We start from the raw sequence: 25,662 nt of genomic DNA on the forward strand, positions 1-25,662 counted from the left end.
AGAAGTTTGCCAAAACAGCAAAATTTAAAAATTTAAAATTGCAAGGTAAAAGTAGTGCCTTGATCTTCCTTGGATTTTACCTGGATATTGCCTTTGTGCAGGTGCATGATTTGTTTGGCTAAACTCAGGCCGATGCCGGAGCCGTCTTTGTGGGCGGTAAAGAAAGGAATAAAAATGCTTTCAATAATTTCTTCGGGAATGCCGCTGCCGTTATCCGTTACCTCGATGTAAATTTTTTCGTTTTCCTGCTTGCCAGCTACCAGTTTAATGGTGGGATTAGGCCGATCGATAACCGCCCGTTGCGCATTCAATATCAGATTTATTAGTACCTGCTCCAGTAAGCGCGGATCGGCTTGCAAGGTTAAATCAATGGCGTTTATTTCGGTTACCAGCAAAATGCCTTTTTCCTCCAGTTGCGGGTTCATGAGGGTGTAAATGCTGTTGAGCAATTCTTCTACGTACACCGTTGTAAGCAGCAAATCGTTTACTTTGCTTAAGTTGCGATAGGTTTTAGCGAAACGCAGCAAGCCTTCGCCCCGGTTCTGGATAATGCCAATGCCTTCTTCTAAATCCTGCAGCAAATCGGCATTGGGTTGTAGTTGATGCTCTTGCTCGTATTGTTCGCGGTTTAGCTGCAAGTGGCGGCGCATGGTATCGGCCAGCGACGAAATAGGCGCTACCGAGTTCATGAGTTCATGCGTCATCACGCGCAGCAGTTTTTGCCAGGCTTCGTTTTCGGTTTCGTCGATGGCGGTGCTAACGTTTTTAAAAGCTACCAACAATAAATCGCGGTGCTGCATTTTAAAAGCCGTAGCCGACAACAGCAACTGCATGGGTTGCTGGTTAATTTTTAATTTTATAAGTTGATTGTCGTTGGGCTTTAGCTTAATGATGCCGTCGTATAAAACCTCGTTTCGTTTCTGGAGCGAATGAATATTTTTTAAATAAGGCAGGCCCAGCGTGCGTTTAAAAGCTTCGTTTATCCATTCTACTTCGCCGTTGGCAGCATCATACGAAATAATACCGGTATCAATTAATTGCAGAATGGTTTGCAGATAATGGTACTGCGCCTCTTTCTCGAACTGCAGTTGCTTAAACGTATTGTTAATCTGGTTAAAAGCGTGGTGCAATTGCCTAAGCGACGGGTTAGTGTGTTTTTCGTTAAACTGCTGTGAAAAGTCGCGGTACTTTACGGCCATAATAAATTTAGCCAGCTCGTTGTTGCTGCGCGTTACGTAACGGGCCAGTTCCCAAACCAAACCCACTAAAATACTACCCGCAAAAATTACCTGCGGATACGCGCGCTCCGAGAAATAATAAACCGCACCGTAAACCAGAATCAGAATAAAAATTAGTCGAAAGAAAATACCGACTTCGAGGCGCTTAAATGTCATGTTTCTCGAGGCGGCGGTACAAGGCCGTGCGGGTAATGCCTAATTCTTTGGCGGCTTTCGAAATATTACCTTTGTTACGCTCAATTACGCGCATAATGGTGGTGCGTTCTACCTCACTAAGTTGCAGCGGGCCTTCGTCGAGGGTAGGTGCTGCGGCCGCATGCACGGGTTGCTCCATCGCCGAGAAAGCAAAATCCTGGGGCCGGAGTTCTTGCCCGTCGGCCAGAATAATGGCGCGCTCCACGGCGTGTTGTAATTCCCGGATGTTGCCCGGCCAACTGTGTTGCTTTAATTTTTTAATGGCTCCTTCCGAAATGTAAGGTACCGGTTTGTGATTTTTTTCGGCATAATGCGTGGCAAAATGACGGGCCAGCAAAACCACATCGTCGCCGCGTTCGCGCAGGGGCGGCAAGGTAATTTCTACGGTATTAATGCGGTAAATTAAATCTTTCCGGAACTGGTTTTTGGCGGCCAACTCATAAATAGGCACATTAGTCGCCGACACCAAACGGATATCCACGGGAATTTGCTGGTTGCTGCCCAGCGGAATAACTAATCGGTTTTGCAGCGCGGTAAGTATCTTAGCTTGCTGCGGCAATGAGATATTGCCAATTTCATCCAGGAATAAAGTACCCCCATTCGCGGCCTCAAACCGGCCGGTGCGGTCTTCTTTGGCGTCGGTGAAAGAGCCTTTTTTGTGCCCGAACAACTCGCTTTCGAACAATCCTTCGCTAAGCGCAGCCAGGTCGGCACAGATAAATGGCTTACCTGCCCGGAAAGATTTTTGGTGCAGGGCTTTAGCTACCAGTTCTTTACCCGTTCCGTTTTCGCCCAAGATTAAAACATTGGCTTCGGTAGGCGCAATTTTTTCAATTTTGTAAAAAACATCCTGCATTACCTCCGACTGGCCCAGCATATCAAAACCTTCGGTGGTTGCTTTGGGTCGCGCAGTTGTTTTGCTGGTACTATCGCCTTTGGCCCGACCGGCGCAAGCTTTTTCTAAAGCCTCCAGTAACTTTTCGTTGCGCCAGGGTTTTACAATAAAATCGGTGGCGCCTTCTTTTAAGGCTCGTACAGCTAATTCCACGTCGCCGTAAGCCGTAATCATTACTACGGTGGCGTTTTTATCTTTTTCCAGAATTTTGTTTAACCAGAAAAAACCTTCGTTGCCCGTATTCAAGGCACTTTTATAATTCATGTCCAGAAAAATAACATCGAAAGGCTGCTTCGATAAAAGCGAAAGCAAGTTTTCGGGGTTCTTTTCCGTTACTACTTCTTTTACTTCGGTTTTCAGTAGCATTTTTACGGCAAACAGCACGTCGGTTTCATCATCTACTACTAATACCCGGGCATTTTTGGCGTTCATGTTTGGATCGATTAAAATTATAAAGTATCGGCGCGCCAGAAATTAAAAAAATCCCGATTAGAACTATTAAACCCGTAGTCTATACCTAATTAAAAGGTAATCAAGTTGTAGCTACAGGCCAGATTTTATTTTTAATCTGCTGGCTTAAAATCAGGTACAATTTAAAAATAATCCAGCAAATATTATATGGATATCCTGTTTCTTCCTTCAGATTTACATAATTCTGAATTAATTTTTAAAAAGTATAGCTAACTCTGAATACCAATAGAGACAGAGAGGGAGAATTTTCCATTAAATTTTTTTCAAGCAAACTACTCTTTGCCTTTACTATCATGATGGGATTTGGGTCTAGAAAGTTTTTGATTAAAAAGGTTGTTTGCCTAAAACAGCACAATGTTTTTTTGGTAGTTTACGGTATTCTGCACGATAAAAGATTATAGAAGCCTTGAAATTAACTTTGTATTCCCTGACAAATGCGCTTCGGTTATAGGTGCCCGATCAGGATTTAAAGTATAATTTATGGCGGGTGCCTCTACAAAACCGATTTATTATGCAGCAGGTAATAAATACTAATAAAATGATCCCGGCAGAACAGGTGCCTGTTCTGCCGGGACATGTATTTTTCTGGCGGTTTAGTTAAAGCTTTCCAGTAGCTGGCTATATACACTGAAAATACTATTAAAACCGACAGTATGTTTGCTTCGGGAGAACCTATTATTAGTTAACTGATGCTACGACTTTTGAATTGTTGCTCCCCTTTTTCAGGTAAGTATCCAGAAACTTTAGAATAGCACCGTAGCCTTTTATTTCGTTTTCTTTTTTTACAAAACCGTGCCCTTCATCGGGGAAAACAATGTATTCTACGGGTACTTTATTTTTCTTTACGGCTGCCACAATTTCGTCGGATTCTACTTTTAATACCCGTGGGTCGTTGGCGCCCTGCAGAACGATAAGCGGTTTTTTAATTTTATGCGCAAAGAATAACGGCGATTTATTATAAAGGGCCACCGAATCGGTTTTAGGATTTCCTAATTCTGTATAAAGTGCCTCCCGGAAAGATTCCCAATAGGGCGGAATGCTATTTAAGGTACGAAGCCAGTTGGCTACGCCAAAAATATCTACCCCTACCGCAAATTCATCTGGAGTAAATGTTAAAGCGGCTAAAGTCATATAACCACCGTAACTACCGCCCAAAATGCCGATTTTATCTTGGTCAACATAGCCGGTTTGAACCAAGAATTTTTTAGAAGCCACACAATCTTTTAAATCCACATCGCCATGTTTTTTGTTATCGGCGGCATTAAATGTTTTACCATAACCCGAACTGCCCCGGTTGTTTACCGCTAACACTACGTAGCCATGGTTCACCACATATTGTAACAAAGGGTCATAACCCAGAGTCGTTTGTCCGCCCGGACCACCATGAATCCATAATAATGCCGGAAGTTTATCGCCGGCTTTTGTTCCTTTGGGAGTATACAGCAAAGAAGGAATTTCTAAACCATCGAAAGATTTGTACCGGATTACTTTACCGGCAACTAAATCATCGGGGTTAATGGCTTTATTCATGGAATTGGTGAGAGCCTTAACTTCTTTCGTGCCGAAATTATAAACGTACAGATTATTAGGGGCTTTAGAACTATTTACATAAAAGGCCATTAATTTACCGTCTTCCGAAATATTGATATCGTTGATATTGCCGGCGGGCATGGTGGGTAACTCTAAAAGTTTGTTCGATGCGGTTTCGTATATTTTAATTTGCGTTTGGGCATCATTGTTAATACCCGTAATCCGGTGTTTGCCATCGTAAGAAAAGTAAGTGTACATAATATCCCAATCGGCTTTTTCTACATCGGCGGTTTTACCGGAAGTTATGTCGTAACTTTTAACATACTTAAACTCGCTGTTCTCGTCGGTTAAAAAATATAATTGCTTATTATCCGGGGTAAAAATAGCCGGACTATAAATTACATTGCCTTTGTGCGGACTTAGATGCTTTAATTGTTTGGTGACTACATCATATAAATAAATGTCGGTATTATTGGTAGTGATATTTTTAACTAAACCGATATAGCGTTTATCCCGCGAAATAGTAGTAGCATCTAACCCTGTGGTATTTTCTAATATTACCTTCGGAGTAAGCGTTTTTACGTCCATTTCGTAAACGTCGAAATAGCGATTATCACGCTTATTGCTGATAAAAAAGAAACTTTTTCTATCGTGCGCCCAGGTAAAGAATTGAGATTTGGCTTTGTCGCCGGGGGTTAAATCTTTGGTTGTGCCATCCAGATTTTGCACATACAAGTGGCTTATTTCATTTCCTCCCTTATCGCTGCTGTATAAAATACGCTCATCATCCGGAAAATAAGAAATAGTAAAAACGGAGTTAGTTGTAGAGCGGGTAAGTTGTTTTGGCTCGCCCCCATTTACCGGAATCTCAAAAGCATTGTAAATACCCGACTGATTGCTGGTGTAAAGAATCTTGCTGTTATCCGGCGAAAAATCGCTACCACCAATGGAAGTAGTAGCCATAAATTCCTCTATGGTATAAGGTTTAGCCGGGGCTTGAGCGGTTAGCTTTTCTGATTTACTGGTTCCTGAATTATTACAGCCCGAAAGCAGAACTAGAATTAGAACTTGGCCACTAAAAAACTTCCATAAATTTTTCATAACAGGCGGGTTAGAGTTGTAGAGAAGGATTAGTATTAAATGTACATAAACGACTAGTAAGTAACAAGTTATAAGTTAATATAAAGTTTGAATGAGGAATTAGTTTTAGGCGTAGTCTTATATAAATAAAGTAAGCTTGCCGGAGGTACAGCACTACTAAAACAAGGCCTATTTACTGGTTAAATGATGGTATATCTCTATCAGGTATCAAGAAAATGGAAGCTAGTTACTTAACTTTTCCACGATCAGTTCGCAAATTTCGTGAGTGCGCAAAGCATCCTGGGCAGTAATTTGAGGCGAAGCAGTCGTACGAACCGCTTGTAAAAAATCATCGATCATGGCGTAAAAGCCGCGTTTTTGAAGAGTTGGTTCCCAATCGTTGCCACCTACACGGGTCGTGTTTTTCCCGGTTATAATTTCCAGATCGGCTACATTGTACGCTATTCTTTTTTCGGCAGCACTCATTATTTCTACTTTTTCTTCGGTGGTGCCGGTATCGCGGTTCATAATGCCGATGGCAATGCCTTGGCTGTTTACTAATTGCACCACCAGGTGGTAAAGCATATTGTCTTGCTTTTTACCGTGTACAATTACATCCTCAATGCTATAAGGAAATAAATACCGCAAAGTATCTACCACGTGAATAAAATCTTCCACCACAAACCGCCTCACCGTGTCGGGCAGAGCCCGTCGGTTTTTCTGCATAATAATCATCGTGGGGTTGAGCAGTTCTTTTAATTTCTGGTAAACCGGGGCATATCGCCGGTTAAAACCTACGTGCAGCCATACTTTATTTTGCTCTGCTAACTCCAGCAACTGTTTAGAGGCCGCATAATTTAAAGTAATGGGCTTATCGACAAAAACCGGAATGCGGTGTTGCAATAGCTTTTCTACTATTTCACCATGCGCCTCCGTAGCCACGTGCACCATGGCACCATCCAGGCCACTGCTCAAGAAAGTTTCAAAATCGGAGTACAGGTTGGTAAAGCGGTATTGCTGCCCTAATTCGGCGAGTTTGCTGGTATTTTTTGAAAAAAGATGGACTTCTACGTCGGCCCGGCTGCTGATAACGGGCAGATACGCTTTTTGGGCAATGTCGCCTAAACCAATTACTCCTATTTTTAACATCTCGGCAGTAAGTTTTTCTTGATTTTTTTAAATTTTTAGATTTTTGAAAGGTAGAAATTCTTTTTGAGAAAGGCCGAAGCGCCAAGCATTTCTTGCGCAACTACCAGTAGTTAGCAGTTTTTAGTTGTTCTTTGGAGCCGGTTCCCGTCTCCAGGCTGTGGCGCTGTCTTGCTCGACAAGTAACCAGTTTGCCTCGTGGCCGGCAGACCCCGTTTGGCTCTTTCGGGCTGGTCTAAGCTTGTTTTATTCGTGCCTCACAATGCTGCGCACCACAACCTTAGAAGGCCCTTCACAGCCAAACTGATGTCGTTTACTTGTAGCGAAGGCTTTTCTGGTGCATATTAATTAGAATAGGAAATGGAGAAGTCATATTTGATAATTTTTACCAACTACAATATTAGAATTAATCATATTATCTCTATTCCTCTCATCTGGATAAAACAATAACTATAAGTAACTGACGTCAGTTTGGCTCAGGAGTACCTGCCAGGGTTCCGGTTTTGCGCAGCCACATTCCGCAGCGGAGCGAGGGAAGGAGCGAAAAGTAACAGCCGCATCTCCTCCCCTGTTCTTAGGGGAGGTGCCGCAGGCGGAGGGGTTAAACGAGGCCCGCCGGCCACGAGGCAAACTCAGCCGTATTTAATAAGATGGAATCTGCGACTGGAGACTTGAAAAGGCTCCTAAGAACCTATCCCGACCAGTAACCTGCCTGCTATTTAAAAATACATTTACTATTAAGAATTACTTCTGTAGGTACCAGTAGTTGTTTGCTATTCAACTAACATAGTATGTACTTTAAACTAATTCTATCGGCGTATTTCGTAAAAATTAGTTTTAATCATGAAATCTCATGTGGTGGATCTATGCACTTTTGTCGGCGGTATTTGCCGCTCTTACAGCTCTTTTTGCTAAAGTCGGGATAAAAGGCGTGGACTCGGATCTGGCTACGGCTATCCGCACCGTAGTCATCCTGATACTGGCCTGGGCCATTGTATTTTTTAAGAAAAGTTCTTTTGGCTTGTTCGAACTCACCAAAACCAATTGGGCTTTCCTGATTTTATCGGGTTGCGCAACAGGTCTTTCCTGGATATTCTATTTTAAAGCCTTACAAGTAGGCAAAGTATCGCAGGTGGCGCCCGTAGATAAATTAAGCGTAGCCATTGCCATTGTGCTGTCGGTAGTATTTTTAGGCGAACCGCTGACTTTAAAAACAGCGCTGGGAGCCGGCTTTATTATATTGGGCACTTTCGTATTAATTGCCTGAAGCATGTTTGATGATGCTTCAGGCAATTGCACGACAACTTACTTCTTAATCGCTTTAAAAACCTCCTGCGCCAAAACGGCATCACCTTCGGCGTTCGGGTGAATGCCATCCGGAGCCGTTGCTTCCTGGTTCAGCATGGGCGTATACAAATCAATGATGGACACTTTGGCTTTTTTAGCGATTTTTTCGATCATCGGCAGCATTTCGTCTTTAATTACGGCAGGGCGGATGTTGAAATTTTCGCGGTAAGCTGGCATGGGTTTGCAGATATAAACCTTCGGCTTATTCGGTAATTTTTTAAAAGATTGAATAAGCTCCACGTAGTCTTTTTCAAACTCAGCTTTGTATTGCCAGTTTTGGGGCTTGGAGTCGTTGGTACCCAGTTTAATGACCACTACATCGGGCTGCCATTGCAGCACTTCCTGGTATCTTGCTTCTTTCCAATAAGGGTAATCACCTTTTTTTAATAGCGTACGACCGCTAATACCATAATTTTTTACGTCGTAGGTATCGCCAAGCAAAGTTTGCAACTGCTCCGGATACGTTTTACCGGTTTCGATGCCGATACCTTCGGTAATACTGTTTCCCACGCAAGCTACTTTGGTTTTAGTTTGGGCAAACCCGATAAAAGGGAGAATAAATAAAAGAACCAGGACAAACCAGTTTTTCATAAATGTGTTAGAATAAGATGAATGATGGTGGATTAGATTCCTAAAGAAACAAAGAAATTAACAAGCTGCCAATAATCTTATAAAAGAGGCTGTTTAAACTATCTAATTCGTAAAAAGCCCCGTATGCATAGGTATTGCCTGATTTTTTAGTAATTCTTTTGATTTAAAACTTCGGCAGGATTAGGAATTTTAAAAATTTAAATTTTATGCGGAAACACTACTACTTTCTCTTATTGGGCTTGTTATTCTTTTTTTCTGGGGCAGCTATGGCTCAAAGCCTGCGCGGCCGCGTAACCGATGCGCAAACCGGCGAAGCTTTGCCCGGCGTTACCATTGCGGTAGCCAATACTACCACCGGCACCACCACCGACACCCGGGGCGATTATACCTTGCCTTTAACCAACGGCCCGCACCAGGTGCAGTTTTCTTTTATTGGCTACAACACGCAAATCCGGGAAATAACCATTAACAACAACGAGGTAACTTTAAATATTGCTCTGGCCTCCGGCACGCAAACCCTTACCGACGTGGTAATTGTGGGTTCCCGCTCTACCCAAATCCGCTCGAACGTAGAAACTGTAGCGCCCATTGATGTGATTTCGGTGCGGGAACTGCAAGCCTCCGGCCAGATTGAGCCTACCCAAATGATGAACATGGTGGCACCCTCGTTTAATTCGGCGCGACAGTCGCTGGCCGATGGTACCGACCACATTGACCCGGCTACTCTACGCGGCTTAGGACCCGACCAGGTATTAGTATTATTAAACGGGAAACGCCGGCATAACCAGGCTTTGATTAACGTAAACGGTACTGTAGGTCGCGGCTCGGTGGGCACCGATTTAAATACCATTCCGGTAGCCGGTATTGAACGCATTGAAGTTTTACGCGAAGGAGCTTCGTCGCAGTACGGTTCCGATGCCATTGCGGGCGTGGTAAACGTAGTAATGAAAAAAGACACCGGCACCACGGCTAATTTGCACGTAGGTCAGTTTTACGAAGGCGATGGCGCGAATGCGCAACTGGGCGTGTACCACGGCATTAAAGTAGGTAGCAAAGGCAGCATTGGTTTAGCCGCCGATGTGCGCTTCCGGGAAGGTACCAACCGCGCCGGCCGCTATACCGGCCCGGTATACCAGAACTGGAACGTGAGTCAGGGAGCCAACGAAAGTACCGCCGATTGGCTGGCTCGTCGACAGAACCTCTATAGCCAGGACCAGGCTTTAATTACGCAAAACAATTTTAACCTCGAAAATAACATTCTGGTGGGTAACTCCGACGTGAACAATTTTGGCGGGATGCTCAACGGAAATTTAAAAATTTCGCCGAAAACCGAAGTTTACTTTACCGGTGTGCTCAACTACCGCCAAGGCCAGGCCGCTGGTTTTTACCGCTACCCGTACCAAACCACCCAGAATATTCCGGAAATCTACCCGAATGGTTATTTGCCCGAAATTCATTCTACGCTCTGGGACCGCTCCGGCCTGGTGGGTATTGGTGGCGAATGGGGTAAAGGCTGGCGCTGGGATTTATCGAACGTAATCGGGGGTAATTCTTTCAGGTTCGATATCGAAAATTCGCTGAACGCGTCGCAGTTTGCCTTGAAAGAAGCTGCTCCTACCGAATTTTACGCCGGTACGGTTAAGTTCAACCAAAATACCTCCGACTTTGGCGTTTCCAAAGATTTTGGGCAGCAAATAGGCGTGCAATCTTTTAACGTGGCCGGTGGGGTATCGTACCGCCTGGATAATTACCAGATTTTGGCCGGCGAAGAAGCTTCTTACCGCAACTATGCGCCGGAATCCGGTAGAGGTGGTGGGGCGCAGGTATTTCCGGGTTACCAGCCCGCCAACGAAGTAAACGAAACCCGCAACGTTTTTGCCGGCTATTTAGATCTGGAAACCGACCTCACCGACAAGTTACTTTTAAACGCTGCCGGTCGCTACGAGAACTACAGCGACTTTGGGGGTAATGTAGCCGGTAAGTTAAGTGCCCGCTATAAGTTTGCCGAATTCTTCTCGTTGCGTGGTACTATTTCCAACGGTTTCCGGGCACCTTCTATTCACCAGCGGTATTACAGCGCTATTTCTACGGTGTTTGTTTCGGTACCCGGCCAGGGCTTGCAGCCGCGGCAGCAAGGCACGTTCCGCAACGACAGTCCGGTAGCGGCCGCGTTTGGCATTCCGTCGCTGAAAGCCGAAAAATCCACGAACTACAGCTTGGGCATTACCTCACAGCTTTTACCCAACATGACTTTAACCGTAGATGCTTACCAGATTGATATACGGGACCGCATTGTATTAACCGGGCAGTTTCAGCGGGGTACTTCGGCCGTAGGGCAACAGGTTTCGGCGCTGCTGGATGCCGCCGGGCAAACCGATGTGCAAGCCGCCATCTTTTTCACCAACGCCGTGAACACCCGCACCCAAGGCGTAGATGTGGTGCTATCCGCTGATTATGCCGTCGGCGCCGGTACCCTCACCGCCACTTTGGCGGGTAACTTAAACCAAACTGAAGTGCGCGGCGACCCCAAAGTTTCAGAAACTTTACCATCGGATGTGTTCGGGAATGTTTTGTTTAACCGGCAGGAACGCGGCCGTTTAGAGTGGTCGCAGCCGCGCAGCAAGTTTACTTTGGGCGGTACGTACCGCCTCAGCAAATTTAGCTCTACCCTGCGCATTACCCGTTTCGGCGAAGTAAAAACTTTTGACCCCAACTCCGCCCAACTCGACGAGGATTTCTCGCCCAAAACCGCCACGGATTTAAATGTAAGTTACCGCTTAAACAAATGGCTGCAAGTTACCCTGGGCGGCAACAACATTTTCGACGTGTATCCGGATAAATTAGAAGTGACGCAGTATCCAACGGCTAATAACCCTACCTCGCTGGATAATTCTTCGTTCGGCCGGTTTGTGTATAGCCGTACGGCTACGCAGTTTGGCTTTAATGGCGGGTATTATTATGGTAGTTTGGCGTTTAATTTTTAAAAAATTATTTTATCTAATTAGGCCCTATGGCCGGATTTATTTCCGTGCCTTTCGAATCAAGTACAACTATGGCGCGGAAGTTACTTCCGTGACTTTTGAATCAGAGCATGTAGAAAATTCTCGTTCGCATAGTGGCTGTATGAGCTTTGATTGCTAAGTGAAGTTGTTTCATTGCTCAGGTCTTGTTCTTTTTGTCTTGATACAAAGTAAGAAGGCCCGAACCCCCAGAACCAAAAAAATCAAGACGTTAAAAACTCGCGGAACAACAGAACAGTTTAGCGTCATTTCTTGCACCTGGTTACCTCTGTTTGTTGCATATTTAGTTGGCAACTATTTACTGCACCTGGCTAGAGCTATCTGTTGCATAGTTGATTAGCAGAATTTTAAATTTTTTAAAATTTGAAAGACGAACATTTACTGAATGGTATATGCCAGTAAGCTCCCCTCCTTAGATAAGGCGGGGCAGGGGTGATTAACTTTTGCAGCTAAACCAAACACTTTACTTTACTTCAACTAATTTTCAGTTACTCTTAACTAAAGATTAATTTACTTTCCACAGAACGCCCGCGTACTTGTAAGTTCGTCCGGTAACCAAACACATATACGCACCCTATAAAAAACAACTGCAACGGAACCCGGAACCACAAATAGCTTAAACCCGGACCAGTAAAATCAGCATTTGGAATATCAACGTGCTTTAGGGCTGCTAACACGTTGGCCGGTAAAACCGCTATCAGGAATAAAATTAAAAGCAAACTGCTGCTTTTTCTAAATTTTGGGAACAACAAGCCCAGCCCCAAAACTATTTCTAACATACCGGTTACATACACCCAGGCTGCTTTGGCCGGTAAAAAATCGGGAAGAGTAAGAACCATGCCTTGGGTTAAGTAAAAATGCGAGGTGCCGGTAAACAGTAGCATGGCGCATAGAGCTATCCGGCCGGCTTGCGCAACGGAAGAGTACGTTTTTTTTAAAATTTTGCTTAAGAGGAGCGTTAAAGAAAATACCGCGAGCAATATTACCAATGGAATCATAGCTTTAAAGTTTTAAGTGAAACCAGATGTTAGCAAAGGTAAAGGCCGTACTACCCGGAATAAATGATGTATGTTAGGAAATACTGCTTACCTTTTGCCGGATGCGGCTTAAACTTTCGGGCTGAATGCCCAGGTAAGAAGCTAAATGTTTCACCGAAATGGTACTGACTAATTTCGGATTTTTGCGGAGTAAGTTCCGGTACTGCTCTTCGGCCGATAGCGAAAGCAAATCTATTTCGCGGTTGGTTTTGTGCACGTACAGGGTTTCGGTAAATAAACGGCCCAGCCGTTCGGCCGTGTGGTGCTGCTCGTACGACTGGTACAAATGCGACCGGTGAATGCGCGAAGCTTCCACGTTTTCCAGGCCCTGCACATACACCCGCGACGGCAACTGCGTCAGGAACGACGAAAAAGCGCTGACAAACTCGGGGGCAAAATGAAAGTTAAGCGTAAATTCTTGTTGTTCGGTTTGGTGGTACACCCGCACCGCGCCCGCATGCAGAAAGTATAAGTATTGTTCTACTTGCCCGGCCTGGCACAAAAACGCATTTTTTTTAAATTTTACTTCTTCCAGGTGCTGTTCAAACGGAGCCCACTGCTTCGGACTTAGCGCTACCAACTGCTCAAATACTTGCCGGATTTGTTCGCTACGGTTCATTTGGGGTACTACATTTTTACGGTTTGTTAAACTTACCAAAACCTAGTAATTTAAAAAATACGCCGCAAAACACAGCTTTAGGTAAAAGGCCATCGGCTTAAACTTTGATAAAACCCAAATTTTTAAATTTTTCGTAAATTATAACAGTGTATTTCGGTGATAAAACAAATACCTGAATAACAGATTTACCCGGTTCTGGTACAAGTATTTACCGGTTTGCTTCCGGCTTTTATTTCGTGTAAATTTGTAGTAGAACAAGATGGATATGCGTAATTACGATAGCGTAACGGTGGCCAATTATTTGCTGGCTTTGGCTTATAAAAAAGGCATTGTACTGAATGTAACCAAGGTACAAAAGCTCTTATTTATAGCGTACGGCTACTTTCTGGCCCGGTACAACCAACCATTATTTAACGAACCGCCCAAAGCCTGGCCTTACGGGCCGGTGTTCCCGAAAACCCGCAAACAAGTAAATTACAGCAAAATAATCGACGTAGATGATCCTTCGTTAAAAGAAATTGCCGCCGACCAAGAAGTTACCGAAGCCCTGAACCGCATTATAGATAAATATTCTAAATTTAGCGCCACGCAATTATCGGAGTGGTCGCACATGCCCGGTAGCCCCTGGGATAAAGCCACCAAAGAAGCTACTTTTACCTGGAATTATCCTATTCCGGACGAGTACATTCAAGAGTATTTTTCTAATATCGAAATTTAAAAGAGCTACACCTTAACTTGCGAAATCTAGAAGATATTATCCAGTCGCGCCGAACCCTTTTGGCGAAAGCCGAAACAGATCCGGATATTGATGCCGATGATTTAACTGCCCAACGCCGGCGTTTCGAAAACCAGCGTTACAGAGAAGACACCTCGCACCGCAAGTGGCTGGGCATTTGGACTGCCGTAGTAGTAACCTGTTGGCTGGTAGCCGTACTGCTGATTTTAGTTTTTAACGAACGGTACATCCGCCTCGGTGATACGGTGCTTACTTCATTGCTGGCTACTACTACTTTAAACGTGTTGGGTTTATCGTATATCGTATTACGCGGTCATTTTCAGTGGCCCACCAAGTAATTTTTTAAATTTTTCTCTTTTAGCAAACCTTTCCTTAACAAAGGCTTACTTTACCTGCAATCTTTCGGCAGCAATCAGGTGCGGTTTATCCGTGAATGCCGCTTTTAAAATATACCCTTCTTTTGTTTCTGCGGTACGGCGCAGTTTTATTTTATAAAAAAGTAATCTGTAGTATCTAAAACTTATAACGTTTCCTGGGGTTGCACCAAGGCAATGCCCAAGCCTTTTACCGAGGGCTGGTCGTATACTTTTTCCTGAATAGTAGATACAACTACCAACGCCTGCGTTTTAGCCGCCCGGGTTTCATCCTTAGAGCCCGGGGCAGATTGGCATTGGCTTAGGAGCAAGAGCAAAAATAGCAGGGTAAAAATATTTTTCATGTATTTTTAAATTTAGCTATTTATTTTCCGGAGAGTTATTTACTTTTAAGCAGTTACTACTGGTAACTACGCTGCCCCACTTACCCCACAAAACAAACAAAAGATTATTTACTAAAATCGGCTGCTATTCATAAACGATTAGCATCGAAAATAATTTTTTATCGCAACCTGTATTTTATACTCTTACAATTTAAACAATTTCTTAAGCTATGTTCGCTAAATTACTACCCCGGCAGAGGCTATGGTTAGCTTATTCTGCTCTTGGTTTGGGGCTTACCTTTTCGTTGGGCGCTTGTAGTCCTAAATCCGTAAGCACGGCCACTACCCCAACTCTGCCTGCTGCTGAATCTGCCGCCAACAGCCCCCAAATTGCAACGTACCAGGTGCCGGTAGAATATTATACCCTCGATAATGGCTTACGCGTTATTTTGTCGCCAGATAAAACCACGCCTATTGTTACCACTGCGGCTTACTATAACATTGGTTTTCGGAACGAACCTAAGAACCGCACCGGTTTTGCCCACTTGTTTGAACACATGATGTTTCAGGGGTCGCAGAACCTGGGTAAAATGGAGTTTATTCAGTTAATTCAGAAAAATGGCGGGGTGCTCAACGGCTCCACCCGCTTCGATTTTACCAATTACTTCGAGATTGTACCGGCCAATAAACTGGAAACTATTCTGTGGGCTGAAGCTGACCGCATGCGGGGCTTAAACATCACCCAGGAAAATTTAAAGAATCAGCAGGAAGTTGTAAAAAACGAAGTAAAAGTAAACGTGCTTAACCAACCGTACGGCGGTTTTCCTTGGCTGGACATGCCCCAATACGCAAACAAAAACTGGTTTAATGCACACAACTTTTACGGCGATTTAAAAGATCTGGATGCGGCTAATCTGGACGATGTAAAAAGCTTTTTTAAAACTTTTTACTCGCCCAACAACGCGGCCCTGGTAGTTACCGGCGATTTTGATACAGAACAAGCCAAAGCCTGGATTAAGCAATACTTCGGCAATATTCCATCGGCGGAGTTACCACCCAAAGTAGATTTAACCGAACCCCGCCAGGAAAAAGAACAGCGTTTCGCTAAAGATGATAAACTGGCCACCAAACCCGCCCTGGCTTTTGCCTACCACATGCCCGACCGCAACACCCCCGAGTACTACGCCATGGGCCTACTCGACCAGATTTTGCTGCAGGGAAACGACAGCCGCTTGTACCAGGCTTTGGTGCAGGAACGCGGCTACGCCGGCGAAGTAAGCGGCGGCATTAACTCCGGTTTAGGCAATATGTTTAACTACAACGGTCCCATGCTCTGGGATGGCAGCCTGGTGCACGACAATACCGTTACCGCCGATTCTATTATTGCGGTACTCGACCGGGAAATTAAAAAATTAGAAACTAACGGCATCGATCAGGCTCTCCTGGACTTAGCCATTGTAAAAATGCGCTCCAGCTTCTACGACCAGATAAACCAACTGTACGGTTTCGGGAAAGCCGATATGCTGGCCAGTTTTGCTTTGTTCGATAACAACCCGGCCCGCATTAATACCCTGGAAGCGGAATTCCGGAAAGTAACCCCGGAACTAATGCAGAAAACTTTGCGCGAGTACCTGCGGCCCACCAACCGCACCATTTTAACGATTAATCCTTTAGCTAAAAGTTAAAAATCTTTGATCATGAAACTACTTTATATATACGCATTAGGGGCGGCTTTATCTTTAAGCAGTACCGCCGCTCTGGCGCAGAAACAAACCCCACCAGCCGGCAGCGAACCGCGTAATTTTACTTTACCCGCCAAGCAGGAATTTACTTTACCCAACGGCTTACAAGCTACCCTGGTACCTTACGGCGCATTGCCCAAAGTTACCGTGAGTATTATTGTGCAGGTAGGCAACGCGCACGAAAAAGAAAATGAAAATGGGCTAGCCGACCTTACCGGCCAACTCATGCGCGAAGGAACCGCTAGTTTAAACGCCAAACAAATTGCCGAAAAAGCGGCCCGTATGGGCGGTTCGGTAAACGTGAGCGTTGGGTCTAACCAAACCAGCATTTCGGGCTCGGTGCTCTCGGAATACGGTCCGGAACTGGTAAAACTGCTCGCTGATCTGGTGCAGCACCCGGCTTTTCCGGATTCGGAGATGGAACGGATTAAAAACGACTTTAAACGCAACATGAACCTGGCCCGCTCGCAGCCCGGCACCCAAGCCGATACCAAGTTCCGGATGGCTTTGTACAAAGGCCACCCGTACGGCCGCGATTTACCCACCGATGCTCAGATAAACGCTTTTACCGCGGAACAAGTCCGGGATTTTTACCAGCGGCAGTTTGGCGCCCAACGCACCGGCGTGTACGTGGCCGGTAAGTTCGAGGCCAACGCCATGCGCCAGGCCATTACGTCAGCACTCAGCGAATGGCAGCAAGGCCCGCCACCCCGCATCGAAATTGCTCAACCCGTAACTAAGCCTGATTTGTTGTTACTTGACCGGCCAGGAGCGCCCCAATCTACTTTAATTATTGGCTTGCCCGTAATAGATGCCTCTCATCCGGATTTTACCAAGCTGCGCGTTATGAACTCCTTGCTAGGCGGCTCGTTCGGGTCGCGGATCACCAGTAACATTCGCGAAAACAAAGGCTATACCTACTCTCCCCACAGCACAATAGCACCCCGCTACCGCGTATCTGATTGGAGCGAAGTAGCCGACGTAACCACCGAGCACACCGGTAATTCCTTAAAAGAAATTGTAAACGAAATAGAACGCTTGCAGAAAGAAGCGCCCAGCCCCGAAGAATTAAAAGGTATTCAGAACTACGAAGCCGGTTTGTTTGTGCTGCGTAACTCCACACCCGAAGGCATTATCAACCAACTTAACTTTTTAGATTTACACGGCCTCCCCGATACCTATTTAACCAACCAGGTACAAGCCATTCATGGGGTAACGCCCCAGGAAGTAAAAGACCTGGCAAAAAAATACATCCGCCCCGAAGATATGACCATTGTGGTAGTAGGAGATAAAAAAGTTATTACCCCGCAAATCAAGAAGTTTCAGGCCGAAACCAAGAAGAAAGCGCTGTGAGGAACAGGTAATATTACGGGTTATGTAAGCAGCTTTAAACCTTATTTTTTAAATTTTTGGCAAAACGAGAAGATTTTATTTACCCGGAAAGGCTGGTTTGTATACCGGCCTTTCTTTATTTTGCCGTATAGCAGTTGTAGTATTTAACAGAGCTGCTTAAATTATGGAGAACAAGCATTTATTTTTAATAACTACGGCGAATAACGAAACCGTAGATTTAACCAAAGCCAAAGAAATGCGCAGCAATAATTTATTTCCGTTTGGCCGGCACAACTACGCCATTTACCGCACCCCCGACAATGTGTATGTAAAAGGCACCAATTCCGGCAACGAAACCCATATGTTGGACACCTACGAGATAATAGAAGAAGCTACTGCTTTGGGTTATGCGCACCCTTACTTCCGGGAAGAGTAAAGAAAAACGCCCAACTGTAAGCTTATCATTCATCAACGGTAGTACCAATACTTATCGGTAATTTAATTGTTACTACTATAGCCTGTCGTCTGTGGACAGTGGAGTAAAAAGGCATAAAAAAAGGTAAACTGCCAATGCCGTTTACCCTTTTACAAATTGGTAGTGCTACTAAAATCTAAATCCATCGGGTTTGGGTGGTGTTTACGGAGGGGGTTGGTTTAACTAATTGTTTCTCAGATTCAAAATACCCCTGGTATTCTTCATCGGTTAATTCGTCTTGTAAGGCCATGTGAAAACGGGATAACTCGGGATAAGTGTTGTAGCGTTCCTGGCGTTCCGCCGGATTGTCTACGTCGTAATCATAGAAGCTTTTCATAAACATAATTAAGGTTAAAATTTAGAGGGAAAACTTCTTTACTCCATCACAACAGAAAGGTTGTGTATTTTTCGATGTATTTCTAATTTTTTAAAAAAATGAATTTACAGCTAAGTACCTATTAAATAAATAGTTTGCTTGCATACTATTTAAGAATAACACATTTTATTTTTGCATTATTTTTGCATTATTTTTGCATTATTTTTGCATTATTTTTGTATTATTTTTATCACCAATAGCAACAATCTACGACTTACCACTGGCATTATGAGCAGCTTATTTACTTGTGGGTTTTAATAAAATTTCTGTTACCAATTAGTGTGTGGCAAACTGTTAGCATTAGAAATTAAAATAACCTGAATAAAAAAGGCTCTTACTTCAGTAAGAGCCCTTTTGACTATAAATCTATTACAGACTTATTTTATTTTGTTAACCGCTTCTCTAAAATACTGCGCGCTGGCAGTTACGTCCGGAACGTTGTTTTCCCAGTTATATTCGTATTCCGCGGAGAACAAGCCTTTAAAGTTCTGGCGTTTTAATTCGGCTAATACGCCATCTACGTTCGATACACCGGTACCCCAATGCACGTCGTGGGCGTCTTTGCTTTTTTCGTTTAAGTCTTTAAAGTGCAGTTGCACTACGTGGCCTTCCAGTTTTTTCAAGCATTCTACTGGGTCTAAGCCCGAACGCACCCAATGCCCAATATCAGCGCAAGAGCCAAGGCGTTTGCTCTGGCCTTTCATGGCCGCAATAACCACGTTGGGGTCCCAGTAGCGGGAAGGTTTTGGGTGATTATGTAAAGCGGCGTTAATGCCGAATTCGTCGCATAATTTAGAAACTACCGGAATAAACTCCGGCTCGGGTTCCATGGTAATATTTTCCAGGCCCATGTCTTTGGCGAACTGAAACAGTTCCCGCCAGCCAGCTTCGTCTTTAGCGCCAGTAACGCCAAACGATACCATTTTTACGCCTTTGTCCTGCAACATTTTTAAAATTTGCTGCCGTTTTTCAGCGGGCATTTTGGGCTCCATTTTACCTTCAATGCCGCCGCCAATGGTTTGGCCCGGAAATGCTTCGACGTAGCTTAAACCGCAGCTTTTAATTTTATCAACGGCTTCGGCAAAGGTAAAGCGGTTAAAGGTATAGGCCTGAGCGCCTAATTTCCAGCCCAAGGCTTCTTCCGGATTCTGACCCTGAGTAGCGCCCGTAGAATCTGCAGTACCCAAAGCAATAGTGGTTGAGTCGGCGGTAGTAGTAGAAGTTGCGGTGGAATCGCTGTTGTTTTTGGTGTTACACGATACCGTTAAACAACAAACGGCCAACGTAGTTAAGAGAAAGTTTTTCATGTAGTTTGTTTTTTTGCGGGGGTAATATACAAGAACTCCGGGCAGAAATAAAATTACCCGCCCAGTTTCTATCTCCCCGAAAGCTTTGTGAAGAACTTATCTTAACAGCAAAATTTTAAAATTTCACCAGAAACCAAACAGCTTTTTAGCCTTGCTGGCTGTTACCGGCGCTGAAGGATGTAACTGATTGTATTGCCGCAGCAACTCGGGCTCGTAGCGTTTAAAAAACTCCGGATCGAAGTTTGCTTCGCGGAGATTTTTTAATACTTCCTGAATAGGCGTGTTATTTTCGATCCAATGGGCACAAACATCGTGGCGGTACCGAATGCCCATTAAATTAAATCCTTTTACCCGGTTACTGGCCTTATCAAAACATATCCGGATGGACTTTTTACCATTGGGATGTTCCCAGTAAAGATGCTCTTCGTCGGGTTGGGGCTGTTTATTTACCTCGCCGTAAACCTGGTACTCGATATCGAAAAACTTAGCCGAGTTAAACCATACGCCCGGTTTGTAAGCGGTTTTCTGGCCGCAAAGATTATGCGCTAAAGCTTCGCCGTGCTGCCGACCGGCGTACCAAAGCGGCTCCACGGGCTTCCGGCCTACGGGTGGGTTTTGGTATTGCGCACAATCGCCAATGGCGTATACATCGGGCACGTTGGTTTCAAAATACTCGTTTACCAAAACGCCTCTATCCAGGGCAATGCCACTATTTTTTAAAAAATCAACATTAGGGTGCACGCCAACGGCTAAGCCCACAAACTCCGTAGCAATTTCTTCGTTGTTTTTGGTAACTACGGCGCGTACCTGGCCGGTTTCGTTAGGTAAAATCGCGGCAAGTTCGGTTTCCAGGCGTAAATCAACGTGGTGGCTCTGGATGTGGCGGGTAACCATTTTGGATTCTTCGGCGGGTAAAACGCTGTTCCAGAAACTTTTTTCGCGCACTAAAAACGTAACCGGTATGCACCTCGACAAAAACATTTCGGCTAGTTCTATCCCGATTAAGCCCCCACCCACAATAACGGCCCGTTTTATTCGCGGCGTAGCGGCCTCCATGGTTTCTAAATCCTGCCACGAGTATAAACCCTGCACACCCGCTAGTTCCTGACCCGGCCAGTTGAAAGTGTTGGATTTAGAGCCCGAGGCAATTACCAGAATATCGTACACCACGGTTTCGCCGGATTGCAGTTGCAGTAGTTTCTGAGAGGGATTTACCTGGGTTACATAGTCGCGCTTAAGTTCAATCTGGTTTTCGGGCCAGTACCAATCTTCCAAGGGCTTTAATTGGTCAGCGCGCAAATGGCCCATGTACACGTACATTAAGGCAGTGCGCGAAATAAAATAATCGGTTTCTGCGGAAATTATTAATAATTGATGATTGCTCAGGCGCCGCACGTGCTGGGCCAGGGTAACGCCGGCAATGCCATTTCCAATTATTACAATTTTTTTCATGCGCGGCAAAACCAGGTTACAAATAGCTCTTTTTACTTTTTATTAGATCAGCACAAGTAGATTGTTCCGGCTATGCTGTCTGGAAAATGATTTTTTAAAAAATACGTTTTATTGCCAGCTTTTCAGCAGTTGCACCATTTCCTGCTGCATGGAGTAGGTTCGGTCGCGGCCGTACCACAACTGCACATTCTGGATAAATTCTTTTTTGGTACCCACCGGGTTGGCTTTATACGCATGGTACAGCTCTTGCGCCGCCGCCGGCCGTGGTCCCCAGGTTCCTAGTTCCTGCCCGGTAGTAGCATCAAAGCAAATTAACTTGGGAATGGAACGTGTGCCATTGGTTAAGTACTGGTCCATTAAATCCAGGTTTTCGTCGCGTAGGAGTAGTTTTAACGAAATCTTGCCATTAGATGCCTCCGCAATTTTATGCAATACCGGTACGTTTTGCGCCGCATCGCCGCACCAGGCTTCGGTTAAAACCACCCATTGCAACGACCGGGTAAGTTGGGCTAAGGCTTCCTGCACTTCGGGCAGCAGCGCCGTGGTGCGGGCAATCCGGGTCATCCGGACCTGGTTCATTTGGGTATACTGCACCATTTTCGGATTCTGGTCGGGTCCAGTGGTTTTATCTTCAGCCAGCAATTGGTCTATTAAGGCTTCGTATTCTGGGTAAGAAAATGTTTGCTGGATCTGGTTTATTTGACTGAATTGCATTTTTATAATCAAGATTCTGGGTGAACAACAAATAAGTATTGGGGCCATTAAGCTTTATTCTGAGAGTTACTTTTTGTTTAAATTCCAGTCGTACTCGTAATAGCCCAACTGGTAAGTTTCGGGTATTTTGTTCTGCCGGTAAGTATTGATATAGGCTAAGGCTGTTGGGGTATTTTTTAAAAAATCAGATTTATACCAATCAAAAATTTTAGAAATTAACACTTGCTGCTTAGAGGTATTAACCCGGATAAAGGCCGGATTGTTTAAGGCCAGTTTGGTGCGGTTATCCAATTGCGTGTTTATTTGCTCGGGCGTATAAGCAAAACTTGCTAAGTTCGGGCAACTCACAGCAGCACACACCAAAACAAAATGCAGGCGGGCATCGCGGTAAGGCTCCAGCAGTTTTTTCTTTTCTAAATCATTTAAGGTTAGTTGTTCGCCGGCTACCTGGTGCAGCGTTTTATCGAAAAAGCCAGGTTTCGCCATTACGGTTTGCAAGGGATACAAATCCGTAACTGCCTTGATTACGAGCAAATTATACGCGTTTATATAAAAAGCTTTTTTACTGTTGTCCGGCGCCTCGGCCAGGTTCATGCTGCCGATTTTGCTGGTTAATGCCTGAATACTTTTAGCGTCTTTCTTTACGGCGGCGTATGCCACTTTGCCATCCGTTACAAATTTTTTAAAAAAAGCATTGGCTTCGGTGGTAAAAGCGGGTAAGGTATTTTGGGCGAAAGTGTTTAGGCTGGTAAAAAGCAGGAAAATAAACAGCGCAACTTTAGTCATGAGTAAGGCAAAACGAAATAATAGTTGAAGCTAAGAAATAAATCCAAAATAATAAGCAGCAGGAAGTCAACTTAGATTTTGATTTCTAACCCGGACAACCTAGATTTGAAGAAGCCCGCGCTAGCCATCAATGCAATGAAGTAAGAATTTTGCCTGTTTTGGTTTGTCTGGCGCAACCGGTTTTTACTCAGATTTAAAATCAGCACAAAATTTAAAAAAACTATGGATCGTCGTCATTTTATAAAAACATCAGCTGCGGCCAGTCTGGCTTTTTCGGCTTATACGTTGCCGGCTATTTCGGTGGCTGGTAAAACGCGGCCATACCGCACCGCTCTGATTGGGGCCGGCTGGTGGGGCACCAATATTCTGCGCGAAGCTTTAGCGGCCGGCGAAAGCAAGTTGGTGGCTATGTGCGACGTAGACCAGGAACAATTAAATAAATCGTACGCCGAAGTACAAAAACTTACCCAGGATAAACCTAAAAGATACAGCGATTTCCGGGAGCTGCTGAGCAAAGAAAAACCCGAAATTGTAATTGTTGCTACGCCCGACCATTGGCACCCGCTTATTACCATTGCGGCCGTGCAGCAGGGCGCGCACGTGTACGTCGAAAAGCCCATTAGCCATACCATTTACGAAGGCCGCGCCATGGTAAAAGCCGCCCGCGATGCCGACCGGGTAGTGCAGGTGGGTACGCACCGGCGCGTGTCGCCGCACAACGTATCGGGCATGGAATTTTTAAAATCGGGCAAAGCCGGGAAGATTGGGATGGTGCGGGCTTTTGTGCATTACGGCGGCGGCCCTGGCGAAGTAAAACCCGATGCCGAAGCGCCCAAAACCCTGGATTGGGATATGTGGTGCGGTCCGGCACCGTTGCGGCCCTATAATCCGGCCATTCACCCGCGGGGCTTCCGGTCGTTTCTGGACTACGCCAACGGTCAGCTTGGCGACTGGGGCATTCACTGGCTCGACCAGGTTTTATGGTGGACCGAAGAAAAATATCCGAAGAAAGTATTTTCTACCGGTGGCCGGGCCATCCGGAAAGATAACACCGACGCGCCCGATCATCAGATTGCCACTTACGAGTTCGAAGATTTTACTGTAAACTGGGAACACCGTTTATTTGCCGCCAACAACGCCGAAAAAGGCGAAAACGTGGGCTGTTATTTTTACGGAACCGAAGGCACGTTTCACATGGGTTGGCAAAAAGGCTGGACTTTTTACCCCACCGATTCCAAAAAAGCCCCCATTCACCAGGACCCGCAACTGCATAAACCCGACGACCAGAACATTAAAGAACTATGGGCTGACTTCCTGGCTTCCATTAAAGCCAAAAAGCGTTCGGTCTGCGACATCGAAATTGGGCACCGTTCTACCACTATGGCTTTGTTGGGCATGCTATCTATGAAACTAGGTCGCAGTGTAATCTGGGACGGCGAGAAAGAAGTTATTTTGAACGACCCGGAGGCCAACAAACTGCTCAGCCGCGAGTACCGCGGCGAATGGAAATACCCAATGGTATAAAATTTTTAAATTTTTAGCTCTCTGGCAGCGTGAAACAAGTAGCATTTCTGGTTTTTTTCTTTAGTAATTGGCTTTCGTTAACTGCCCAGCAAATAAACCCGGAGCGGGTTTTTAATGCCACCGAAGTAGAAGTACAACCCCGGTACGGGAAGTTGCCAGAGAGTATTTACCAATTTTTAGGTTCCAATATCAGATATCCGGTTACCGCTTCTCTTAATGGCGTTTCCGGTACTGTTATCTTGTCTTTTATTATCCGGAAAGACGGCAAAATGGATAGTTTAGGCGTTGCCAGTAATCCGGGCTACGGTTTAGATCAGGAAGCCTTGCGGGTAATAAAAATGAGTGCCAATAACTGGAAACCGGCGTTAATTAAAAACGAGGCCGTAGCCTGCCGGGTTTATTTTCCGGTACGTTTTGCTTCCCAAAATAATAACCAGATTAGTACGCCCAGTCTTAGTCCGCCCGCCCAGCCCCGAGTAGATAAAGCCACCCGAAAATTGATAGAGCAAGCCGAACAAGCGAACGTTCACTACAACCAAGGCCTCGACAAGTATGAACAGGATAAATTAGAAGAAGCAATCGCTGCTTTCGACAAAGCCCTGAACATAAAACCCGACCACATACCGGCCCTACAGAACCGCGGCATTGTTAAATACAAACTGAAAGATGTAGCTGGTGCCTGCGCCGATTGGCAAAGAATCGTAAACTTAGGGCAATCGTTACCCGAAGCATTAGTAAATGCCTGCAAATAATTTAAATTTTTAAAAAATTTAAAAACTGGGGTACGTAATTTTGGCACCCATACTATAGCCATCATTTTTTTGCCAGCGTTTTCTTTGCTACGTAATATTTAACGCGCCTCATTGCGTTACGGTCTCTTACTGCTACGAACAACATACAGCCCCTTCTTTCCTCCTCAGCTTTCAAACCACTCGATTAATACTTTCAATTATTAATCAATAAGTTACACCCAAACCAGCAAATACAAACCCGTTCGTTCTGAACTAATATTTAAAAATTCTGATATTTTTTAATTGCCCTGAACTTATTTACAATATATTTTGATTAATATATATTATAAATATAATTTAGCAGCGCACTTAAATTTTATGCTGAACCAAAAATTAACCCGGGTGTTTCGATATGCTTTTGCCGTTTTAATGGCTTCCTTGGTACTCGCGCTACTCGATCTAACGCAGGCACCTACCCCGGGCTGGAGCTATATTTTAACCGATGCTTTCTGGAGCAAATTACTCTTCTTGTTTTTGATTTATCTTTTTGGGTCGTACGTGCTGGTGTTTTACGTTGCCCGGATTAAAGCCAGGATTTACAAAAATTAAAAATTCAGCTTC

23 protein-coding genes are annotated in these 25,662 nt (G+C 44.7%); 10 read left to right on the forward strand and 13 right to left on the reverse strand.

Annotation, left to right across the window (positions count from 1 at the left end):
• Positions 1-32: 32 nt before the first annotated feature.
• From HUW51_RS07210 to HUW51_RS07225, 4 genes are all read right to left on the reverse strand, one after another.
• Positions 33-1,394 (reverse strand): sensor histidine kinase, encoded by a 1,362-nt coding sequence (locus tag HUW51_RS07210; RefSeq protein ID WP_185273300.1) that lies wholly within the window; start codon positions 1,392-1,394, stop codon positions 33-35.
• A complete protein-coding gene (locus tag HUW51_RS07215) occupies positions 1,384-2,760 on the reverse strand; it encodes a sigma-54-dependent transcriptional regulator (protein WP_185273301.1) in 1,377 nt (458 codons plus the stop codon). The genes HUW51_RS07210 and HUW51_RS07215 overlap by 11 nt, the downstream gene beginning before the upstream one ends.
• Before the next feature lie 717 nt (positions 2,761-3,477).
• On the reverse strand, positions 3,478-5,430 hold the full coding sequence (locus tag HUW51_RS07220) for a S9 family peptidase (RefSeq protein ID WP_185273302.1): 1,953 nt from the start codon (positions 5,428-5,430) through the stop codon (positions 3,478-3,480).
• A 222-nt stretch (positions 5,431-5,652) separates the two neighbouring features.
• Complete coding sequence (locus HUW51_RS07225; protein WP_185273303.1) at positions 5,653-6,558, reverse strand: Gfo/Idh/MocA family protein; 906 nt, start codon at positions 6,556-6,558, stop codon at positions 5,653-5,655.
• Positions 6,559-7,408: 850 nt separating this feature from the next.
• On the opposite strand from HUW51_RS07225, the gene HUW51_RS07230 reads away from it, so the two are divergent.
• Positions 7,409-7,822, forward strand: coding sequence for an EamA family transporter (locus tag HUW51_RS07230; protein ID WP_185273304.1), 414 nt, complete (start codon positions 7,409-7,411; stop codon positions 7,820-7,822).
• Positions 7,823-7,860: 38 nt separating this feature from the next.
• Here the strand turns inward: HUW51_RS07230 and HUW51_RS07235 are convergent, their stop codons facing one another.
• Positions 7,861-8,493, reverse strand: coding sequence for a GDSL-type esterase/lipase family protein (locus HUW51_RS07235; RefSeq protein ID WP_185273305.1), 633 nt, complete (start codon positions 8,491-8,493; stop codon positions 7,861-7,863).
• Positions 8,494-8,699: 206 nt separating this feature from the next.
• On the opposite strand from HUW51_RS07235, the gene HUW51_RS07240 reads away from it, so the two are divergent.
• Positions 8,700-11,477 carry a TonB-dependent receptor gene (locus HUW51_RS07240; protein ID WP_185273306.1) on the forward strand — a complete coding sequence of 926 codons (2,778 nt, stop codon included), beginning with the start codon at positions 8,700-8,702 and terminating at the stop codon, positions 11,475-11,477.
• A gap of 530 nt (positions 11,478-12,007) precedes the next feature.
• Here HUW51_RS07240 and HUW51_RS07245 read toward each other — a convergent pair.
• Together HUW51_RS07245 and HUW51_RS07250 are read right to left on the reverse strand one after the other, a co-directional pair.
• Positions 12,008-12,511, reverse strand: a complete 504-nt coding sequence (locus HUW51_RS07245; protein ID WP_185273307.1) for a DoxX family protein — start codon at positions 12,509-12,511, stop codon at positions 12,008-12,010.
• A 73-nt stretch (positions 12,512-12,584) separates the two neighbouring features.
• Positions 12,585-13,169 carry a Crp/Fnr family transcriptional regulator gene (locus HUW51_RS07250; RefSeq protein ID WP_185273308.1) on the reverse strand — a complete coding sequence of 195 codons (585 nt, stop codon included), beginning with the start codon at positions 13,167-13,169 and terminating at the stop codon, positions 12,585-12,587.
• 265 nt (positions 13,170-13,434) lie between these two features.
• Here HUW51_RS07250 and HUW51_RS07255 point away from each other — a divergent pair, with 265 nt between their 5' ends.
• Positions 13,435-13,887: a Panacea domain-containing protein gene (locus HUW51_RS07255; RefSeq protein ID WP_228466960.1), complete on the forward strand. Its 453-nt coding sequence runs from the start codon at positions 13,435-13,437 to the stop codon at positions 13,885-13,887.
• Positions 13,888-13,904: 17 nt separating this feature from the next.
• Complete coding sequence (locus HUW51_RS07260; RefSeq protein ID WP_185273310.1) at positions 13,905-14,243, forward strand: hypothetical protein; 339 nt, start codon at positions 13,905-13,907, stop codon at positions 14,241-14,243.
• 182 nt (positions 14,244-14,425) lie between these two features.
• On the opposite strand, the gene HUW51_RS07265 is transcribed toward HUW51_RS07260, so the two are convergent.
• A complete protein-coding gene (locus tag HUW51_RS07265; RefSeq protein ID WP_185273311.1) occupies positions 14,426-14,623 on the reverse strand; it encodes a hypothetical protein in 198 nt (65 codons plus the stop codon).
• A gap of 209 nt (positions 14,624-14,832) precedes the next feature.
• Here HUW51_RS07265 and HUW51_RS07270 point away from each other — a divergent pair, with 209 nt between their 5' ends.
• The 3 genes from HUW51_RS07270 (at position 14,833) to HUW51_RS07280 (ending at position 18,112) form a co-directional block, all read left to right on the forward strand.
• A complete protein-coding gene (locus HUW51_RS07270) occupies positions 14,833-16,287 on the forward strand; it encodes a M16 family metallopeptidase (protein WP_185273312.1) in 1,455 nt (484 codons plus the stop codon).
• 12 nt (positions 16,288-16,299) lie between these two features.
• The gene (locus tag HUW51_RS07275; RefSeq protein ID WP_185273313.1) at positions 16,300-17,697 is read left to right on the forward strand and encodes a M16 family metallopeptidase; all 1,398 of its coding nucleotides are present in this window, start codon (positions 16,300-16,302) and stop codon (positions 17,695-17,697) included.
• A 163-nt stretch (positions 17,698-17,860) separates the two neighbouring features.
• Positions 17,861-18,112, forward strand: a complete 252-nt coding sequence (locus tag HUW51_RS07280; protein WP_228466961.1) for a hypothetical protein — start codon at positions 17,861-17,863, stop codon at positions 18,110-18,112.
• Between the two features lie 175 nt (positions 18,113-18,287).
• On the opposite strand, the gene HUW51_RS07285 is transcribed toward HUW51_RS07280, so the two are convergent.
• The 5 genes from HUW51_RS07285 to HUW51_RS07305 form a co-directional block, all read right to left on the reverse strand.
• On the reverse strand, positions 18,288-18,488 hold the full coding sequence (locus HUW51_RS07285; protein ID WP_228466962.1) for a hypothetical protein: 201 nt from the start codon (positions 18,486-18,488) through the stop codon (positions 18,288-18,290).
• A gap of 416 nt (positions 18,489-18,904) precedes the next feature.
• The gene (locus HUW51_RS07290) at positions 18,905-19,834 is read right to left on the reverse strand and encodes a sugar phosphate isomerase/epimerase family protein (RefSeq protein WP_185273315.1); all 930 of its coding nucleotides are present in this window, start codon (positions 19,832-19,834) and stop codon (positions 18,905-18,907) included.
• A 123-nt stretch (positions 19,835-19,957) separates the two neighbouring features.
• Positions 19,958-21,286 (reverse strand): NAD(P)/FAD-dependent oxidoreductase, encoded by a 1,329-nt coding sequence (locus HUW51_RS07295; protein ID WP_185273316.1) that lies wholly within the window; start codon positions 21,284-21,286, stop codon positions 19,958-19,960.
• A gap of 108 nt (positions 21,287-21,394) precedes the next feature.
• Positions 21,395-22,000 (reverse strand): thioredoxin family protein, encoded by a 606-nt coding sequence (locus HUW51_RS07300; RefSeq protein WP_185273317.1) that lies wholly within the window; start codon positions 21,998-22,000, stop codon positions 21,395-21,397.
• Between the two features lie 66 nt (positions 22,001-22,066).
• The gene (locus HUW51_RS07305; RefSeq protein ID WP_185273318.1) at positions 22,067-22,786 is read right to left on the reverse strand and encodes a DUF547 domain-containing protein; all 720 of its coding nucleotides are present in this window, start codon (positions 22,784-22,786) and stop codon (positions 22,067-22,069) included.
• Positions 22,787-23,008: 222 nt separating this feature from the next.
• Between HUW51_RS07305 and HUW51_RS07310 the strand changes: the two genes are divergently transcribed.
• The 3 genes from HUW51_RS07310 (at position 23,009) to HUW51_RS07320 (ending at position 25,650) form a co-directional block, all read left to right on the forward strand.
• Entirely contained in the window at positions 23,009-24,310 is a 1,302-nt protein-coding gene (locus HUW51_RS07310) for a Gfo/Idh/MocA family protein (protein ID WP_185273319.1), read from the forward strand.
• Positions 24,311-24,339: 29 nt separating this feature from the next.
• Positions 24,340-25,062: a TonB family protein gene (locus HUW51_RS07315; RefSeq protein WP_185273320.1), complete on the forward strand. Its 723-nt coding sequence runs from the start codon at positions 24,340-24,342 to the stop codon at positions 25,060-25,062.
• A gap of 357 nt (positions 25,063-25,419) precedes the next feature.
• Complete coding sequence (locus HUW51_RS07320) at positions 25,420-25,650, forward strand: hypothetical protein (RefSeq protein ID WP_185273321.1); 231 nt, start codon at positions 25,420-25,422, stop codon at positions 25,648-25,650.
• The last annotated feature ends 12 nt before the right edge of the window (positions 25,651-25,662 follow it).

The sequence above is a fragment of the Adhaeribacter swui genome (assembly GCF_014217805.1).
Classification (GTDB): Bacteria; Bacteroidota; Bacteroidia; order Cytophagales; family Hymenobacteraceae; genus Adhaeribacter; species Adhaeribacter swui.

What these genes read in the sequence shown, in the direction of transcription:
- HUW51_RS07290 (WP_185273315.1), bottom strand. Translation starts at nt 19,834, where the DNA reads ATGAAAAACTTTCTCTTAACTACGTTGGCCGTTTGTTGTTTAACGGTA.
- HUW51_RS07310 (WP_185273319.1), top strand. Translation starts at nt 23,009, where the DNA reads ATGGATCGTCGTCATTTTATAAAAACATCAGCTGCGGCCAGTCTGGCT.
- HUW51_RS07265 (WP_185273311.1), bottom strand. Translation starts at nt 14,623, where the DNA reads ATGAAAAATATTTTTACCCTGCTATTTTTGCTCTTGCTCCTAAGCCAA.
- HUW51_RS07285 (WP_228466962.1), bottom strand. Translation starts at nt 18,488, where the DNA reads ATGAAAAGCTTCTATGATTACGACGTAGACAATCCGGCGGAACGCCAG.
- HUW51_RS07250 (WP_185273308.1), bottom strand. Translation starts at nt 13,169, where the DNA reads ATGAACCGTAGCGAACAAATCCGGCAAGTATTTGAGCAGTTGGTAGCG.
- HUW51_RS07230 (WP_185273304.1), top strand. Translation starts at nt 7,409, where the DNA reads ATGTGGTGGATCTATGCACTTTTGTCGGCGGTATTTGCCGCTCTTACA.
- HUW51_RS07245 (WP_185273307.1), bottom strand. Translation starts at nt 12,511, where the DNA reads ATGATTCCATTGGTAATATTGCTCGCGGTATTTTCTTTAACGCTCCTC.
- HUW51_RS07215 (WP_185273301.1), bottom strand. Translation starts at nt 2,760, where the DNA reads ATGAACGCCAAAAATGCCCGGGTATTAGTAGTAGATGATGAAACCGAC.
- HUW51_RS07320 (WP_185273321.1), top strand. Translation starts at nt 25,420, where the DNA reads ATGCTGAACCAAAAATTAACCCGGGTGTTTCGATATGCTTTTGCCGTT.
- HUW51_RS07240 (WP_185273306.1), top strand. Translation starts at nt 8,700, where the DNA reads ATGCGGAAACACTACTACTTTCTCTTATTGGGCTTGTTATTCTTTTTT.
- HUW51_RS07295 (WP_185273316.1), bottom strand. Translation starts at nt 21,286, where the DNA reads ATGAAAAAAATTGTAATAATTGGAAATGGCATTGCCGGCGTTACCCTG.
- HUW51_RS07235 (WP_185273305.1), bottom strand. Translation starts at nt 8,493, where the DNA reads ATGAAAAACTGGTTTGTCCTGGTTCTTTTATTTATTCTCCCTTTTATC.
- HUW51_RS07210 (WP_185273300.1), bottom strand. Translation starts at nt 1,394, where the DNA reads ATGACATTTAAGCGCCTCGAAGTCGGTATTTTCTTTCGACTAATTTTT.
- HUW51_RS07280 (WP_228466961.1), top strand. Translation starts at nt 17,861, where the DNA reads ATGGAGAACAAGCATTTATTTTTAATAACTACGGCGAATAACGAAACC.
- HUW51_RS07255 (WP_228466960.1), top strand. Translation starts at nt 13,435, where the DNA reads ATGCGTAATTACGATAGCGTAACGGTGGCCAATTATTTGCTGGCTTTG.
- HUW51_RS07220 (WP_185273302.1), bottom strand. Translation starts at nt 5,430, where the DNA reads ATGAAAAATTTATGGAAGTTTTTTAGTGGCCAAGTTCTAATTCTAGTT.
- HUW51_RS07300 (WP_185273317.1), bottom strand. Translation starts at nt 22,000, where the DNA reads ATGCAATTCAGTCAAATAAACCAGATCCAGCAAACATTTTCTTACCCA.
- HUW51_RS07305 (WP_185273318.1), bottom strand. Translation starts at nt 22,786, where the DNA reads ATGACTAAAGTTGCGCTGTTTATTTTCCTGCTTTTTACCAGCCTAAAC.
- HUW51_RS07270 (WP_185273312.1), top strand. Translation starts at nt 14,833, where the DNA reads ATGTTCGCTAAATTACTACCCCGGCAGAGGCTATGGTTAGCTTATTCT.
- HUW51_RS07225 (WP_185273303.1), bottom strand. Translation starts at nt 6,558, where the DNA reads ATGTTAAAAATAGGAGTAATTGGTTTAGGCGACATTGCCCAAAAAGCG.
- HUW51_RS07275 (WP_185273313.1), top strand. Translation starts at nt 16,300, where the DNA reads ATGAAACTACTTTATATATACGCATTAGGGGCGGCTTTATCTTTAAGC.